The sequence below is a fragment of the Bradyrhizobium sp. WU425 genome (genome assembly GCF_021052305.1).
GTDB lineage: Bacteria > Pseudomonadota > Alphaproteobacteria > Rhizobiales > Xanthobacteraceae > Bradyrhizobium > Bradyrhizobium canariense_D.
This window is the reverse complement of sequence record NZ_CP088089.1, coordinates 962,899-979,124: the sequence shown is the minus strand read 5'-3', so window position 1 is coordinate 979,124 and position 16,226 is coordinate 962,899. Positions and strand designations below refer to the sequence as shown.

Sequence of the window (16,226 nt, the reverse complement as noted above, 5' to 3'; positions counted from 1 at the left end):
ACTTGAATCCATTCAACACAGCAGGCGTCGATGCGCGCCCGGATGCGCTGGGGAGCGTAGTCGTAAACCCGATAGCTCGCGGGGTAGCCGGTGTCCGCTCTGTCCGCGAAACCGGACATAGCCAGTCCCGCCTTGTGAGTCAGCTAGGGGCCAACAGCGGTCATGACAGTGCTCTCTTAAAGGGGGGCGATCGCAGAGTACGGTGACTTCGCGTCGCTCCGCTCGGGATCCCTGGTCCCTCCGAAGCACAGGAGGAAATTGGACAGTAATCGCGGCGGCCTGGTAGTAGCGGTGATAGTCTCCGGCAGACCTCGGTGGAGAGCGCGGTCGAGCCGCATGCGCTACTCTCGTTTGTTCTCGCCAAGTGCATCCCCCAGACGCTCGAGTTCTAACGTGAAGCAGAACAGCGCGAACAGCGTAATCACCATCAACACCCCACGTCGGGCCATCAAGACCACGTCGGTATCGGGGCCGAGTTCGGGAAGGTGGCGAAACAGCACGATCGAGAACACAGCGCTGCCGAAGATGAAGTTCAGCCGGCCTAGGAACAGGAAGAGGTGGCTCAGGGACAGCCGTCCGCCTTTGAACGGGATCGCCACCTTCAAGAGGCGGTACCAGTAAGCCGCCTGCATAAGCATGAGAACAGCAAGGGTCAGATTGTCGTCATAGGGCGTATTGGCCGGCTGCTGACCAGGCGCGAGCACCAGCTCCCGGAAGGCCGGCAGGCCCTTCCATACGATGAAATCCGATCCGAACAATTGGACCGCCATCAAGAGCAGGTAGGTGAGCACACCGCGCCCCGCGGAAGAATGGGAAATCGGCTCTGCCAGGGGCTCAGGGATTTCCTCAGCTATGGAATCGGATGGTGTTTCTCCGCGCTTGATCAAGGGCGCCTTCCAACTGATTGGGTTTCGATTTCGGCCGATGCCTTCCGAATGAGCAATGCGAGTCCACTCCACCGTATCATCGCAGCGCGGCTCCCTGGCGCCTCGAGACGCCGCCCGTACCCTGCTGCTCGCCGACAAGGCGTGCCTGGATCATACTCATGACGGTCGTCACGTCGTCGAACGCTCGCGAATGAGCGCGTCCATGCAGGCGGGTCAAATCGAATAGCTCGACGCCCTCCCGCCGAAATTCAGCGGCATACGGCTCTTGGTCCGGATCGATGCCGCCGAGGCGGATTGCGCCTCCATGGAGAGACTTCGATAGCTTCAATGGGGCATCGTCCCGCGACACGAACAATGCGAAGCCTGGCCGTACCGCTCCCATGTCGTGCAATTGCGTACGGAAACTGTCGGCGTCTACGTCGGGCGCAACGAACAGCACGTTCTTGATCTTGGCCCCAATGCGGCCAGCTATCGCTCGCGCGCGCAAGGTTTCGAACGTGAGATAGCACCCCATCGAGTGACACAGGACGGTCACTTCCTTGACGTTCGGAGTAGCGGCGATCGCATCGAGCACTTGCGAAAATGCATCTCGAGACTGCGCCGCGCTCTCCGCATCCTCCTTGTAGGCTTCCAGGCTGACGGACCCCCGCGACGGCCAGGAGAACAGGACGGGAGCCCCCGGCGCTCCGGAATCATGAACGATCTGGGCGAACCGGTACACGGCTTCATCGAACCTGTTGTTGAAGCCATGGACGAATACAAGGACTCTTCCACGTGCTCGCGGCTTCTTTGCGGCCGCCGCCAGCGCAGCGCCAAATGCCGGTTTTTCGGCCGCTTCGGCCGAGACCGTCACGAAGTTTAGTCGTGGATCCCCGGGCGAGGAAGTCGGCCACTGAACCTGACCGACAGTGCGCGATGCGTCCGGCGGGATGGAAACGGCGATGGAGGCGTAGTTCACCTGGTCCGCCCGTTCGCTGTCGAACATCGCTGCATTTCCGGCAGCCGTTCGGTTGCGCGTCGTTGCCACCAGCAGCGGGACGACCGACACGCCTTCCGCTTCGACCTGTCCGACGGGTAGCAGCGTGTCCAGAGGCACGCGGCTGCAGGCGCAGCAGCACAGCGCCAAGACGATGAGGCCGAGGGTTGACCGGCAGATCTTCCCGGTTTCGCCATGGCTGAGGGGCGCGCGCCACAAGGGAGTCAGGCTCCTTTAGCCGAGCGGAACAGCAGAAAGTATCCTGCCGGCACGAAGAAGAGTGTCAGGACGGATGCGACGGCTAGTCCCGACATCATGAGCACCGCCATGGGCTGCCACAACGCGCCGCCGGCCAGTGCCATCGGTGCGAGCCCGAGCACCGTGGTGGCGGACGTCAGGAGGATCGGACGAAGCCGTTTTTCCGACGCAGCGACGAGGGCTTTCCGCAGCGGGAGCGTCTCGCGCTCGATGTCGATCTGATCGATCAGCACGATGGCGTTGTTGATGATGATCCCCGACAGGCTGATGATGCCCAGCGTGCCGAAGAACGAGAGCGGTTGTCCCGTCGCCAACAGCCCGAACGGAATGCCAATCAGGATCAGCGGTATGCTGACGAAGGTCAGGAGCGTACGACGGAAGGAGTTGAATTGCAGGATGATCGCCAGCACCATCACGGCGAGCGCGACGGGAAAGCCGGCGGCCAGCTTCTGGTTCGTCTCGGCGCTTTTCTGGATCTCGCCCCCCACGGTCACGTGATAGCCGCCGGTCATGTCCATCTCGTCGAGCCGGGGCTGGATCGATTCCAGTAGCTGCCCGGCCGTCAGGGAGGTGCTGCGGGCCGTGACCGTGATCGTCCGTTCCTGGTTCTTGCGGCGGATCCGCGCGAAGTCGAACCCGGGCTTCAGCCTGGCGACCTGCGCCAGCGAGATAAGCCCGCCGTTCTTCGCGAAGGTGGCGCTGGTGAGGCCTTCCAGGCTCTGCGAGGTGTAGGCGCCGGCGCGCAGTACGATGGGGATGGCGTTGTCGCCTTCGCGGTATATCGAGACCGCGGTGCCGCTGAAGTAGGTGTTCAGCAGTCGGGTCACTTCCTCCGAGGTCACCCCGAGCTGGCGGGCACGGTCCTGGTCGATCTCGACGACCACCTTGACGATCTTGTTGCCCCAATCGTCGTCGTTCTCGCGCACGTCCGGAGCCGCCTGCAGCAGGGATCGGACCCGTTCGCTGAAGCCAAGCAGCCGGTCCCCATCGGACCCCGAGATCTCGAGCTCCACGACGCCGGATTCCACCGCGCCCATGGCCAGCCGCTTGATTTTGAAGCTTGCCTCCGGATGGTTGGCGTAGAGATACTTCCAGGCGCGATCGGCCGCACGCACCGCGCCTTGATAGTCCGTGGTATTGACCAGGAAGAAAGCGGACGCCGGGTCCGGAGGGACGGGGGTCAAGGTGAGGTAGAACCTCGGGCCGCCATCTCCGACGTACAGGATCTGGCTGGAGATTTCAGGGTTGGCCGTTTTGTCGCCCAGCCATCGCTCGATCTCGCGCGCGCGAGCTTCGGTCTGCGAGATGTCGGTCCCGTCAGGCATGTTCATGTAGACCAGAAACTGGCTCCGTTCGCTGAGCGGAAACATCTCCTTTGGAATGCGTGGGAATTGTGTAAGCGCGATCACGACCAGCGCGACGCAACCGGCGAGGACGATGGGCGAGAAGCGCAAGGCCCGGCCGAGCGCGGTGGCATAGAGCCGCTGCAGCCGTGAGGGCGCGGCATCCTCCGTTCCGGAGCCGGCTCGCCGGCCGATGAGCCACACGGTCAAAGCGGGAAGGATGTACAGCGCCGTGATCCAGGATCCCCCAAGCGAGAGCGCCACCACGGCCGCGAGCGAGAACGCATACTCGCCGGACGCTTCGGACAGCAGCATGAGCGGCAAGAACGCCGCTATCGTAGTGATCGAAGAGATCAGGAGCGGCAGCGCATACTGTGCTCCGGACGCCAATCCGGCCTCCTCGGGAGGCACTCCGCGGCCGATCCGGCTCACGATGTCCTCGACGATCACGACGCCATTGTCGACCAGCAGACCGAGCGCGATGATGATCGCCGCGATCGAGACCTGCTCAAGCGCGATCCCAAGAGCCCGCATCCCGATCAACGAGAACATCACGGCGAACGGCACGATCATCGCGGCGATGGTGCCCGCCCGCAGGCCCAAGAAGACCACCACCAGCACGGCCACCACGACGAAGGTCTGGGCCACGCTGGAGAGGGCCGAATTGACGGAGGCGCTGACCTGATCGGCCTGGTAGGTGGGGAAGGAGAGGGCGAAGCCGATCGGGAGCCGCTGCTCAAATTCGCGTGCCGCCGTACGGAGCTTGACACCGATCTGGGTGACATCCTGGTCCGGCTGCATGATCACGCTGAGGACTACAGCAGGACGGCCGTTGAAATAGATCGGCTTAACCTTTGGAGAGACGTAATCCCGGCGGACAGTGACGATGTCAGCGAGCCGGACCAGGCTGTCGGTGCTGCCCACACGGGTCAGCATGGTCTCGATCGCCCGCACGTTCGGGAAATCTCCGGAGGTCTCCAGCAGGAGGCGCGTGCCGTCCGCGTTGATGTTGCCGGACGGCAGCACCACGTTCTGCCCCTGTAGGTCCTTGATCAAAGCGTTCACCTGAACGCCGATCGCGGCCAACTTCCGGGTATCGAGTTCGAGCCAGACCCGTTCGTCCTGTACGCCGTGAAGCTCGACCTTGGAGATGCCGGCGATCTGATACAGCTTCTTCCGGAAATCCTCGGCCGCATCCTTCAGCTCGCGCGGCGAAAAGCCTTCGCCCGTGATGGCGATGGTGGCGATCGCAACGTCGCCGAAGTCGCTGTTGACAAAGGGTCCAACGACGCCGTCGGGCAGTTCGACCTTAGCATCGGCCATCTTGTCGCGAAGCCGCTGCCAGGTGGCAGTGACGTTCGCGACCTCGTCCTTCAAGTCGACATAGATCGTCAGGGATCCTTCGCCCGCAAGCGTCCTGATGTCCTTGACCTCGGCGAGCTCGCGTACTTTTCGTTCGATGGGAATCGCGACTAGATTTTCCATCCGCTCGGGGGCCATGCCCGGGAAGAGGGCCGACACGACCGCAGTCCGGATGACGATCACGGGGTCTTCGCGCTTCGGGAAGTTCGGATAGAGCCCGATCCCGGCGATCAGAAGCCCGATCATGGCCATGATCGTGAATCGAGACCGTGCAAGTCCGAATCGGGTGAGGAGATTCACGGCGCGGCGTCCTCCAAGGGAAGCAGCTTCACCTTCTGTCCGTCGGCGAGGTACGACACCCCGGCCGAGGCCAGGATATCGCCTGGCTTGACGCCCTCCACGACGACCAGGCGATTGTCCCGGATCCCGCCGACGGTGATGGTGCGTTTCTTCACAGTCGAACTTGCCTCGTCGTAACCAAACACGGTCCCGGTATTCTGCAGCACCCTTCCGCCGTCGGGCACAAGCACGCTGAGCGGGACGAGGAAGCCGCTGCGACCCACGACCAAGGGCTCTTCGATCGTGACCTCGACCGACATGCCGGCGTTCAGACCCGGGGCGGTGTTCTCGAGCCGGACGACAACCGGGAAGGCCGACACTTGCTCCGCCTTCGACCCGAGCTCCTTGATCTCGCCCTTGAGCGGCAGGTCAGGCTTGTCGGCGACCTTGACCGCAATCTTGGCTCCAACCTTTAGACTCTGGAAAGTCGCGGCCGGGACCAGAAAGGACATCTCGAAGCTGTCGTCGCTGTAGAGCGTGGCCACCGGCTGCCCCGCAGCGACTTGCGCAAACGATTTGACTTCGACCCGGGAGATGGTCCCGGCGAAGGGGGCCAGCAGCTTGCTCCGGTCCAGGTTTTGGTTGGCCAATTCGAGTTGGCGCCGTGCCTGGTCAACTTGGGCCCTGGAGCTGAGCAGGGTGGCGTTCGACTGTTCGAAAGCCGCTTGGGTGGAGACGCCCCGCTTCAGGAGCTCTTCCTTGCGCTGGAAGTCCGACTGAGCGTTGTCGAGCTGCGCCTGCGCCTGCTGCACACCGGCGCTGGCCTGGTCCACCTGGCTCTGCAGCGATCTCGGGTCGATTTCGGCGAGGACGTCCCCGAGTTGCACCTTCTGGCCGACGGTGAGGCCAACGGTCTTCAACTGCCCGCCGATCTCGAACGAGAGGCTGCTGACGTCGGCCGGCTGCAGCACGCTCGGAAAGCGCCGAACACGGCTTTCGGCTGTCGCAGCGACCTTGTAGGCGCGCAGACCGCGGACAGGCTGTTCGTTCGCTTCCTTCTTCTTCTCTCCACAGCCCTGCAGGCCGACGACAAGGAGGCCCAAAGCGGTGAATCGCGCGAGATGTCGGATCATCGGGCATTCCTCGAGTCCTGCCGAATTCGACCGTTCGGAGCGGCCGCGTAGTTCCGGCAAATCACGGCACCACCGCGAAAAACAGAAACGCGGCGAAGATGACCAGGTGGACGACGCCCTGCAGCACCGTGGTGCGCCCGGTCCCGAGCGTGATTACGCTCAACAGCAGCGTGAGCATCAGCAGGCCCAAATCCTTTATGTCCAACCCGAGTTCGAGCCGATAACCCATCGCGATCGAGACCGCGGCGACCGCGGGGATCGTCAGCCCGATGGTCGCAAGCGCCGAGCCCAGGGCCAGGTTGAGACTGGTCTGCAGCCGGTCGCTTTGGGCCGCCTTCACGGCCGCCACCGCCTCGGGAAGAAGAACGAGCGCGGCGATGATCGTGCCGACGACTGCCTTGGGCACCTGAAGATAATCGATGGCGCTCTCCACGCTGGGGGTCAGGACCTTTGCAAGGCCCACGACGGCCACAAGGGAGACGACGAGGAGAGCGGCACTCAGACCGGTCGTTCTGTTGTCCGGAGGAGGCGAATGCTCGTCCGCCGTGGCACCCTTCGCGGCCAGGAAATAGTCACGGTGCCTGATCGTCTGAACGAAAACGAACGCCAGGTACAGAACCAAGGACGCAAGCGCGGCGAACACCAGCTGCGAGGTGTTGTACAGCGGGCCGAGTTCTTGCGCCGCAAGGTTCGGAAGCACCATCGTGAGGCTGGTGAGAGCGACGAGCACGGCGAGAGCGGCGCCGGCGCCTTGCGCCTGGAAACCCTGTTCACGGTGCCGGACGCCGCCCCACAGCAGGCAGGCCCCCACGATGCCGTTGCAGACGATCATGACCGCCGCGAAGACCGTGTCCCGGGCCAGTCCGGCTTTCTCGGCAGGCGCTGCGATCATCACCGAGACGATGAGCGCCGTCTCGATCACGGTCACCGCTAACGCGAGGATCAGGGTGCCGAACGGCTCGCCGACGCGGTGAGCGACCACCTCGGCGTGGTATACGGCGGCGAAGACCGTGCCGAACAGGGCCGCGCCGGCGGCTGCGTATACAATTCCGCCGCCGCCGAGAACCAGGCTGAGCAACAAGATGGCCCAGGCGAGAGCCGGCCAAATCCACGTCCAGCGCGCTGTCGTACCCACCACACCCATGTCGATCCCCCGGTTCTTGATCGCGTCTCAGGCGCGATTCTCATCCCGACGGCCGGCGCCAAGTACTGTGATGGGCCGGCCTCTTGTGACCTCCCATCATACGCGGGAACCTCCAATGATTGAAAGACATCCGGAAACAGCCAGGGGTTTTCCTCGCGGCTTAGGTCCGCTTCGGGTCACAAGCGGTCCTCGACAGATTGCGCGGCAAGTCAGCTGAGGGGCCAGAAGCCGACTCGTTGGTCGACCGCAGCCGGTCACGACCACCAAGCCTGCTCAATTCTTCATTGCTCTTGCCGCCTGTTCCACACTGGCCGGAACGATCACGCGATGAAACGGTGCTATCGTAGCAAGATAGATGCGCCCCAGTCGGTTATGGCAATGCACCACGGTACCCGCGACCAGCTCGCGCCCATTTGCTGCATCGGCGCGAAGTTGAATGGTGACACGGAAGTCGAGATGCCGGTCATCCGCACCCACGACCAACTCCGTCGCACTCTTTGACAGCACCGGGAAGAAGCCGATAACCGGCCCACGCGCCGCCGCGGCAAGACCGACGGCGCGCGACGATTTGACCGCGACTGCCGCCATCACCACATCGCGGACACGCGTGAGCGCACGAATCCACCACGCCTGTCGCTCGAGCGCGGCGCGTGCCAGCACCTCTACATCATCGCTGGCGCCCGCCGGCAGTTGAATTGCAAAGGCGTCCAAAAGGTCCGCGCCCGCGTAAAGCGGCGCAAGCACGCTGTTGCTGGGCATCGGCACGGCGCGCGCTTTTGTCATGGGATCAGGTACCGCATGCCGGGGAAGGGCGTAGCGCAGCCGGCGTTGCAGAGGATCTTGCCGCCGCCGTCATTTTATATCCACGCGCTCTGCATCGCAACAATCCTGCGGCGCACATGTCTCAGTTAGGCCAAAAGGCCAGCTGGCAGCGATGTCTGCTTCGGTCCGCTTCCCCCTCGAGGAGCGGCACTTACCCATACGCGCTTCCCAGGTCGTCATCTTTCCTCCGGCCGAAGTGTCGCAAACTCCTCCCGTCCTCCATATGTTGCCTCCATGAAAAAGATCGGATTCCTCTCCTTCGGGCACTGGACGCCCTCGCCGCAATCGCAGACCCGCTCGGCTGCGGACACGCTGCTGCAATCCATCGAGCTTGCGGTTGCGGCGGAAGAGCTCGGCGCCGATGGCGCCTATTTCCGCGTGCACCATTTCGCGCGCCAGCTCGCCTCGCCCTTTCCGCTGCTGGCCGCGGTCGGCGCCAGGACCAGCAAGATCGAGATCGGCACGGCCGTGATCGACATGCGCTACGAGAACCCGCTGTATATGGCGGAGGACGCAGGCTCCGCCGATCTCATCGCAGGCGGGCGCCTCCAGCTCGGCATCAGCCGCGGCTCGCCCGAGCAGGTGATCGATGGCTGGCGCTATTTCGGCTACCAGCCGGCCGACGGCGAGAGCGACGGCGACATGGGCCGGCGTCATGCCGAAGTGTTTCTCGACATCTTGCGCGGCGAAGGTTTTGCAAAACCCAACCCGCAGCCGATGTTCCCAAATCCGCCGGGGCTCCTGCGGCTCGAGCCGCATGCGGAAGGCCTGCGCGAGAGGATCTGGTGGGGCGCCGGCTCGAATGCGACGGCGGTCTGGGCCGCCAAGCACGGCATGAATTTGCAGAGCTCGACGCTGAAGAACGACGAGACCGGCGAAGCCTTCCATGTGCAGCAGGCCGCGCAAGTCCGTACCTATCGCGCAGCCTGGAAAGAGGCCGGCCACCCCCGCGAGCCGCGCGTGTCCGTCAGCCGCAGCATCTTCGCGCTGATCGACGATCGCGACCGCGCCTATTTCGGCTCCGAGCGCGGCGGCGAAGACCAGATCGGCTTCATAGACCCACGGACGCGAGCGATCTTCGGCCGCTCCTATGCCGCGGAGCCCGATGTGCTGATCGAGCAGCTCCGAACGGACGAGGCGATCGCCGAGGCCGACACGTTGCTGTTGACGATCCCGAACCAGCTCGGTGTCGACTATTGCGCACACGCGATCGAGGCGATCCTCACGCATGTGGCGCCGGCGCTCGGGTGGCGATGACGCCTGGACTGCCGCGCAATTTTCGAGGCGATGTCTTTTAAAGGCTACGTCGCGGGCTGGTAGTGTGCCAGCCGCTCCGGATCGGCATCCGGAACGGAGACCGACTGCGCCCTGATCTGGCTGCCGATGACCAGCCCGGTGAGCGAGAGCATGAGCCCCAGCGCCAGCGGCGCGAACAAGGCCTCTTCCTGAAACAATCCATTCAGCAGCACGACCATGACGCCGAAGCCCGCGAGCCCCTGCGTCAGATATCCGGAGAACGCATAAAGACGCCAGGCCTTCAGCGCCACCGCGAAATGAAACGCCAGCGGAACGAGGGCGGCGATGCCCATCTGGTACAGCAGGACCCCGATCGCACTCTCGACGGCGCCGTTGGTCGTTCCTGCGGCCTGCGCGGCGCTCCAGTCGATCGAGAAATAGTCGTCCGACAGATTTCCGCCGACGCCCAGGCCGCGGCCAAACGGCTTTTCGAGAAATCCGTTCAAGCCGCCCATGAGGCCGAGGACGTGATAGTCGCCGATCTGCAAGCCGACGCGGATCGCGACAATTGCAAACACGATCAAGGCCACGAAGCCGAGCCATAGCGTCACCACGGCGCCGAGCAGACGGGTCGATATCCAGGCCGTGGCGACGAACACCACCACGATGAGCGCTCCCTTCACGCTGCAAACGATCAGCAGCGGCAACGCCACGAGGGCCAGAACCGGACGCCCTACCGAAAACAGGAAAAGCCCGAAAAACGCGATCCCGTACGCGAAGCTGATCGGGTGCATATTCGGCCCGTGGATGCGGAGGATCTTCGACACGCCGAACCCTTCGAGCAGGGGCGTATTGAGAAAGTCGAAGCTGAAGCGATCCTTCAGATCGACCGGCACGTTGCCGGTGGCGCGCATCTCGGCTTCCCAAGCGCCGGAGCGGGCCGCCTTGAGCTCGTCGAAACCCCAGAACGTGTAGCCGTTGGTGACGGCCAGCCAGAAATCCCGAAACGCAAACTCGACGTATCCGCACAGGATCAGAATGACTCCAAGCGTCACCAGGAACGGCGTGGCGCGAACCTCATAGGTCGCGGCCGTCAGCAGCGAGAGCTGAAACAGGAACAGCGGCAGCACGATGTTGCGCAGATAGACCGTTGCCGCCTGGCCGTCCTGGACGAAGCCGATCGCGAAATACAACGACACCACGGCGAGGGTCACGACGCCCCAGCGCATGATCTGATTGACCTCAGTCGACCGGTTCCTTTGGCCGGCGACGTAGAGCCCAAATGTCGTCAGCCACATCACGGAGCAGACGAGAAAATTATAGCCTTTGATGAAGTCCAGGTCGGACGGCGCCGAAATCAGCGGCGACAGGATCGAGACGAACAGGTTCTGGAAGAACAGGACGAAGATCGCGATCGCCGGCGCGTAGGTTGGAGCCGCAACCACGATGGCGATGGCGACGAGAACTTCGACGGTCAGGGACAGGACCGGGCTCGCCCCGTGCAGGACCGGCACAAAGCCGATGGTTGCGATGGCGATGCAGAGCGTCGGGATCAGCTCGCGCCAAGGCGAACGTGAAGGCTCGGGACAGCCCGCCTGCACGGCTTGAAGATGCGGTGAGGTCCCGCCACTCATGACTCGTCCTTTGGCGCAGCGCGGCGGCCACGATAGCGGCAGGATGCGTAAGGATTCGTTAACGATGGTGGACCGGGTTCAGCGGCGGCCCGGCTTCGCGGCGCCGAGCAGCGCGCGCATGACATCGGGATCGGGCTTGCCGGTGCCGTTTTCGAGCAGGCCGAATCCCTGCGCCAGCTCCCAATGCGCCCAGCCCCAGCAATGCGCCCGCGCATATGCGGTCACGGCCGCGAGCCAGCGCACGCGGCTGTCCCGGGGCGCTGCGGCTTTCAAAACGCCAAATTCGTTGATGATGATCGGCCGCGAAAATTGCTGCTGCCACGCGACCGCGGGCGCGAGCCACCGGCTGACATCCGGCTTGTCCCTGGCGGCGGCAATCGCCGTGTCGAGCATGACGAGCGCCTTCGTCGCGCCTCTGTCCTGCAAATCCCGGCGGAGCGCCTGAACCCCGGGATCGCCGGCGCTGATCGGATAAGGCAGACCCGTGATGTCGTGCAGAGGATCCTGCACGTCCCAGTGGCCCTGGTGTGTGAACACCATGGGATCGTAGAAATGGATGGCGTAGACGACGTTTGGATCCGGCAACGGGCGAAACCGCGGCAGCGAGTCCGCGCGTTGCCAGTCGACCGGGCCGACGATCAGCGTGGTCGCGGGAAGCAATTGGCGAACGAAGGCGGCGAGCGTTTCGACCTGCTTTTGCCATCTGTCGGCTTCGATGTCGGGCTCATTGAGCAGCTCGGCGAACACGCGGTCGGCCGGAAACGATTGAATGACCCGGGCGAGCGTGCCCCACGCATCCTCCAGCTCGCGCAGCGAGGCGTCGGCGTCGTCCTTGTGCAGGCGATTGAAACGATCGCCGGGATGAAGATCGACGGAGATTGAATAGCCGAGCGAGATGAGCTGCTTCAATGCCTTGTCGAGCGCACGCAGCGTCTCATCGCGTTCCGCTTTCGAAGCGAAGCGCAGCATCACGCGCTCGGCCGGCACCGGCAAGCGGACATGGCCCATCCCGGCCTTGCGAAGCTGCTGCAGCAATTCGCGAGTTGGAGGCGCGGATTTTTCGCCATTGATCCAGCCGTCGGCATTGAACCCGCGCGACAGTGCGGCGAGCCTGTCCGGCGCGACGGTCTGCGAGGCAGGTACGCAAGTTTTGGCCGATGTCGCGGAGGCGAGCGACGTTGGCATCAAGATCGTGGATAGCAAGATCGTGGCAAGGAGCAGACGACGGCACGGCGTCGCCATCGTCAAACCGCCCTGCTAAGCGCACCGCCGTCAGGGTGAGGCGCGGCAGAGCCGGCGGGCGCATGATTGACGACGAGACCGGTCGGCACGGTGTCGTACTTCGACAGCGCGGCGGTCACCCGTCGCATCGCCGCCGAACCGAGCTCGCCGGCGCGCACCACCGGGATGATCAGGTCCGCGTGCGCGGCGAGCGCGATCGCATCTGGCTGCAAGGCAAGATTGTTCGCATGGACGATGATCAGGTCGAACTCCGAGCGAATGTCGTCCTCCGGCCGCGCATCGGCCTTCCTGCCGGCGCTCAGCAGTTCGTCGATCGACTGGAGTCCTGCCGTGGTCGAGCCGTCCTGCCATTCGGTCACCGGCGGTTGGGCGCCCGCGAATTCCGGCTGCAGCCGGATCAGCACGCTCATCATGCCGCGATTGACGGCCGCGCGGTTGAGCGAGCGCGCAACGGTGTTGCCGCCGGCGCTCTTGCCGACCGACAGCACGAGGGCGACCTTGCAGCCACGCACTGGGGCACGATCGATACGCTCGAGCAGCGGACGCAGGTAAGCGCCGAGATCGACCTCGGCTGGGGCGGCAATCGGTCGTTGCCAGACAGTGTTGGGCGCCGCTCCCGACATCAGTTCGGGAATGCGGGACCAGACCGGAAGGTTCGGCATCGCCTCGGGTTGCTGCACGGCCGGAGCCGGACGTTGGGCTTGCCGCTTGGGCGTCTCCCTCGCCTCCGCCCGCGCGGGCGTTCGAGCCGGAGCCTCGGCAGGATCGGACTTGTCGGACATGCTCGTCATCGCCGCAACCGTAGCGGTTGACGTCAGCAGCGAGCCGATCGCGAGCGCGGCGAGCAGCAAGGCGAGCGGCGGACGCGTCGAGCGCAGCGGCGGGATCGCGGGCGAAGCGATCTTGGTCTGCGAGCTCTGAAGCTGACGCTGCTCGTTGGTCGTCTTGAACCGCGACAAAAACTGCTCGTAGATGTTCTTGTTGGCATCGGCATCGCGCTGCAGCTCCTGCAGCTTCACGAGCGCCTGGCCGTCCACCAGCATCTGCGTCTCGACCGCCTTGAGCTGCTTTTCCAGCGCGGCCTGCTGCTCGAGCTGGGCCTCGTATTCGGACTTCGCGGTGTCGATGTTCTTCTTCCGCTCGACCTCGATCTGCCTGTTGATGTCAGCCAACTGGCTGTAGGAGATCGCAAGATCAGGATGGCGGTCGCCGTAGACCGCCTTCTTCTGTGCGATCTGGTCGTTCAGGGTCGAGCGCTGCGCGCGCAGCATGCTCAGGAGATCCTGCTTCACCGGACCTTCGACATTGGCCTTGAGATCGCGCTGCACCTGCTCGTAACGCGCCTTGGCTTCCTCGGTGCGCGCACGAGCCGCGGAGACCTGCTGGTTCAGGTCGGTCACCCGCAATTGCTGGGTGGTGGAATCCTTGCCGGCATTGAGGATCTTGTGCTCGAGCCGGAAGGCTGCGACGGCGTCTTCCGAGACGCGCAGGCGCTCGCTGAGCGTCTTCAGCCGGTCCTTGAGCCAGTCGGCCGCCTCGTCCGTCGCATCGCTGCGGACGCGGCTCTGGGTCGCGACGAACGCCTCTGCGATGGCATTGGCATAATACGCTGCCCGCTCCGCACTGTTCGAGGTGAACGAGATGGCGATGACGTAAGTCAGGCCGCGACGCGAGATATCGAGGCGGCTGCGGAGTTTTTCGAGCAGGCGCGTCATGTCGGTATGACCGCCTGCGATATCCTCGTCGTCGGCGATCTTGAGCTTCTCGATCAGGGGCCGGAGAAAGCCGTCCGATTTGGCGATCTCGATCTGGCTCTGAAGCGCAGCGGCGTCCTGGCCGATGCCAGGCAGCACGTCCTGATCCGTGGTCACGCGCAGCTCGCGGGGATCGACCACGACGAGCGCCGTCGCGGCATAGCGGACCGGCAGCACCATCAGCACGGCGACGCCGAGCGCGAAGAGTGCCAGCGCCAGCATCAGGATGCGCCGGCCGTTCTCACGCAGGAAAGAGAACGCGCCGGTGAGGGTCAGCGATCCCTTGATCAGCGCGGGGGCGGTGTTGTCGGGCGTCGCCGCCGCAGCCCGCGGCGCTTCCCACGAAGCCGCGGGCTCCGTCGGGGCGATGCTTCGCGGAGATGCGCTTCTACCGAACGCCATGGGGTTGGACTCGAAATCAACTAACAGGCACAGCCTAGAGACTTGCTGCACCGTAAATATCCATGGTTAACCCGCGGTTACGGCTGCCGCGAAGCTCGGTAAACGGTTCGTTAAGGAGACGACGCACGGCCCTGCGCGGAGAGGGGTTCCGTGCGTCCGGATACCGGGCGACACCGAATGCATAAAGTCCGCTATTGGTTGGCGCGGACGCTTGCGGAAGACTTCCTTGCGCTTCGACGACCCGGCGCGCCGGATCTCAAAACAAAGCAGCGTTGCCAGCCTGCCCGTAGATCATTGCGGCCACGAGAGAGAGCAGCAAGCCCGCGCCCGAAAAGATCACGAGGACTTTCAGAGTTTCGACATCAACGTTGGTTCTCGTCGCGCGGGATATCGCCTTTGCCAGTGCAGCCATCATCGCCAGCTCCGAACAGGCCGCGCGGAGGCGCGACCTGTTTTGTCTAGCGTCATTGGGCGCATTTGCGTGTGAAGCAGATTACAAGTGATGTTGCGTGCTGCACCTCGCACCGCCGGCCGAGCGTGCCTGGATCTTACCATTCATAGCACACCGCGCCCTTGCCTGCGCAGCAGCTGTGACATGCCCTCGCGTATCACGGGCGGGCGCGCGATATACATCTTTTGCGGGAACCGGCCGACTTGCTGGCACTTTGCGGTGCAGGCTCGCGGCCGGCATTATTCTCAACTGATTCTCGTCTGACGAGGTACGGATGCCGCGGCCGATCATCGGCGCGGTCCCTGTCAGGCGGAAACGATCTTGGTGCCGAGGATGATTCGGCGTCGTCAGGGGAGGACAATTTGCCATGCCTGGGATGACTGGACTGCAGCTGGCCGGCGCTGTCGCCGCGGAGCGCCCCGGGACGGTCATCCTCCTGAGCCCGGGATACGCAGAGATTCCCAGCAACGAACGATCCAGCCTGCCGCGTTTATCAAAGCCATTCGACCAGGCTGCGTTGGCGAAGGCTATCGAGGCGGCAATGCGCGAAGACGAGCCAAGCGGATCCATCGTCGCTTTTCGGCCGAAGAGCGCGTGAAAGCCGGATGATGAATGGCGCACCGTCTGGTGCGGTCCCGATTCGGAAGCGCCAATGGTCCATCAAATCCCGCCGGGAAGCTCAACGCCCGCTTCCGTCAGGTCACGGAGGAATTTCCGCACCAGGAGCATGTTAGTTCTCTGCAACTCGTGATTATTGCCGAACTTGAACTGGTTGGCTTCGGTTACGATCAGACCCTGGTCGGTCTCGCGGAAAATGCCTTGCTTCTTCAAGCGATCGGCGCGCCGCCGAACGGTTTCGATCGGCAGACCGAAAAAGCGGGACAGGGCGGCACGGGAAACGCCCTGCTTGATCTTGTCCGGCTCCACCGCCTGGATACTGCCAAATTGCCGGTCGAGTTCGGGGGTCTTCATGATCTTGAGAACGTTGGCGTTCAGGACCGCATGAATGATCATCAAGTCCAGCGGATCGAAATCGTAGTGGCGGAACATCTCGCTGGCTGCGCACAGCATGTAGGCCAACGAGTGGCGGGAGACGGTTCGGATCAAATCCGATGCGATGTCCTCGCCTTCAGTCGTACCAACCATCACCAGTCCCCGCTTCTACGGATGTCCGGTCCGACGCCCACAGCCGGTTCTATGTATCCGTGGCGCACCGCGCGTGAGGCAGGACCGGTCTGCTGTTTCCCCCAATATGGGTATGGTTGCGGTTCAATCGGGTCAATAGCCGGCTTGTCGGCAATAT

The 16,226-nt window shown here is 63.7% G+C and carries 12 protein-coding genes; 1 reads left to right on the top strand and 11 read right to left on the bottom strand.

The features are described from left to right. Nucleotides 1-341 precede the first annotated feature (341 nt). From BcanWU425_RS04615 to BcanWU425_RS04590, 6 genes are all read right to left on the bottom strand, one after another. The gene (locus BcanWU425_RS04615; protein ID WP_018453052.1) at nucleotides 342-887 is read right to left on the bottom strand and encodes a hypothetical protein; all 546 of its coding nucleotides are present in this window, start codon (nucleotides 885-887) and stop codon (nucleotides 342-344) included. 76 nt (nucleotides 888-963) lie between these two features. Next, nucleotides 964-2,082: an alpha/beta hydrolase gene (locus tag BcanWU425_RS04610; protein WP_231190189.1), complete on the bottom strand. Its 1,119-nt coding sequence runs from the start codon at nucleotides 2,080-2,082 to the stop codon at nucleotides 964-966. A gap of 5 nt (nucleotides 2,083-2,087) precedes the next feature. Next, nucleotides 2,088-5,072: an efflux RND transporter permease subunit gene (locus BcanWU425_RS04605; RefSeq protein WP_231190188.1), complete on the bottom strand. Its 2,985-nt coding sequence runs from the start codon at nucleotides 5,070-5,072 to the stop codon at nucleotides 2,088-2,090. Nucleotides 5,073-5,122: 50 nt separating this feature from the next. Then, on the bottom strand, nucleotides 5,123-6,208 hold the full coding sequence (locus BcanWU425_RS04600) for an efflux RND transporter periplasmic adaptor subunit (protein WP_204512565.1): 1,086 nt from the start codon (nucleotides 6,206-6,208) through the stop codon (nucleotides 5,123-5,125). 91 nt (nucleotides 6,209-6,299) lie between these two features. Further along, nucleotides 6,300-7,382, bottom strand: coding sequence for a calcium:proton antiporter (locus tag BcanWU425_RS04595; RefSeq protein WP_018453047.1), 1,083 nt, complete (start codon nucleotides 7,380-7,382; stop codon nucleotides 6,300-6,302). 273 nt (nucleotides 7,383-7,655) lie between these two features. Further along, the gene (locus BcanWU425_RS04590) at nucleotides 7,656-8,165 is read right to left on the bottom strand and encodes a DUF2867 domain-containing protein (protein ID WP_204512566.1); all 510 of its coding nucleotides are present in this window, start codon (nucleotides 8,163-8,165) and stop codon (nucleotides 7,656-7,658) included. Nucleotides 8,166-8,438: 273 nt separating this feature from the next. On the opposite strand from BcanWU425_RS04590, the gene BcanWU425_RS04585 reads away from it, so the two are divergent. Next, complete coding sequence (locus tag BcanWU425_RS04585; protein ID WP_204512567.1) at nucleotides 8,439-9,461, top strand: LLM class flavin-dependent oxidoreductase; 1,023 nt, start codon at nucleotides 8,439-8,441, stop codon at nucleotides 9,459-9,461. A 44-nt stretch (nucleotides 9,462-9,505) separates the two neighbouring features. Here the strand turns inward: BcanWU425_RS04585 and BcanWU425_RS04580 are convergent, their stop codons facing one another. The 5 genes from BcanWU425_RS04580 to BcanWU425_RS04560 form a co-directional block, all read right to left on the bottom strand. Beyond that, on the bottom strand, nucleotides 9,506-11,074 hold the full coding sequence (locus tag BcanWU425_RS04580) for a hypothetical protein (RefSeq protein WP_204512568.1): 1,569 nt from the start codon (nucleotides 11,072-11,074) through the stop codon (nucleotides 9,506-9,508). A 78-nt stretch (nucleotides 11,075-11,152) separates the two neighbouring features. Then, nucleotides 11,153-12,316: a glycoside hydrolase family 5 protein gene (locus tag BcanWU425_RS04575; RefSeq protein WP_204512569.1), complete on the bottom strand. Its 1,164-nt coding sequence runs from the start codon at nucleotides 12,314-12,316 to the stop codon at nucleotides 11,153-11,155. A 2-nt stretch (nucleotides 12,317-12,318) separates the two neighbouring features. After that, complete coding sequence (locus BcanWU425_RS04570; protein WP_204512570.1) at nucleotides 12,319-14,472, bottom strand: GumC family protein; 2,154 nt, start codon at nucleotides 14,470-14,472, stop codon at nucleotides 12,319-12,321. Nucleotides 14,473-14,728: 256 nt separating this feature from the next. Beyond that, nucleotides 14,729-14,887 (bottom strand): hypothetical protein, encoded by a 159-nt coding sequence (locus BcanWU425_RS04565; protein ID WP_018453041.1) that lies wholly within the window; start codon nucleotides 14,885-14,887, stop codon nucleotides 14,729-14,731. A 696-nt stretch (nucleotides 14,888-15,583) separates the two neighbouring features. Beyond that, nucleotides 15,584-15,994: a hypothetical protein gene (locus BcanWU425_RS04560; RefSeq protein ID WP_231190860.1), complete on the bottom strand. Its 411-nt coding sequence runs from the start codon at nucleotides 15,992-15,994 to the stop codon at nucleotides 15,584-15,586. Nucleotides 15,995-16,226 lie beyond the last annotated feature (232 nt).

Coding starts and splice junctions, on each gene's coding strand:
- BcanWU425_RS04605 (WP_231190188.1), bottom strand. CDS start 5,072: ATGATCGGGCTTCTGATCGCCGGGATCGGGCTCTATCCGAACTTCCCG.
- BcanWU425_RS04595 (WP_018453047.1), bottom strand. CDS start 7,382: ATGGGTGTGGTGGGTACGACAGCGCGCTGGACGTGGATTTGGCCGGCT.
- BcanWU425_RS04590 (WP_204512566.1), bottom strand. CDS start 8,165: ATGACAAAAGCGCGCGCCGTGCCGATGCCCAGCAACAGCGTGCTTGCG.
- BcanWU425_RS04585 (WP_204512567.1), top strand. CDS start 8,439: ATGAAAAAGATCGGATTCCTCTCCTTCGGGCACTGGACGCCCTCGCCG.
- BcanWU425_RS04580 (WP_204512568.1), bottom strand. CDS start 11,074: ATGAGTGGCGGGACCTCACCGCATCTTCAAGCCGTGCAGGCGGGCTGT.
- BcanWU425_RS04575 (WP_204512569.1), bottom strand. CDS start 12,316: ATGGCGACGCCGTGCCGTCGTCTGCTCCTTGCCACGATCTTGCTATCC.
- BcanWU425_RS04570 (WP_204512570.1), bottom strand. CDS start 14,472: ATGGCGTTCGGTAGAAGCGCATCTCCGCGAAGCATCGCCCCGACGGAG.
- BcanWU425_RS04565 (WP_018453041.1), bottom strand. CDS start 14,887: ATGATGGCTGCACTGGCAAAGGCGATATCCCGCGCGACGAGAACCAAC.
- BcanWU425_RS04560 (WP_231190860.1), bottom strand. CDS start 15,994: ATGCTGTGCGCAGCCAGCGAGATGTTCCGCCACTACGATTTCGATCCG.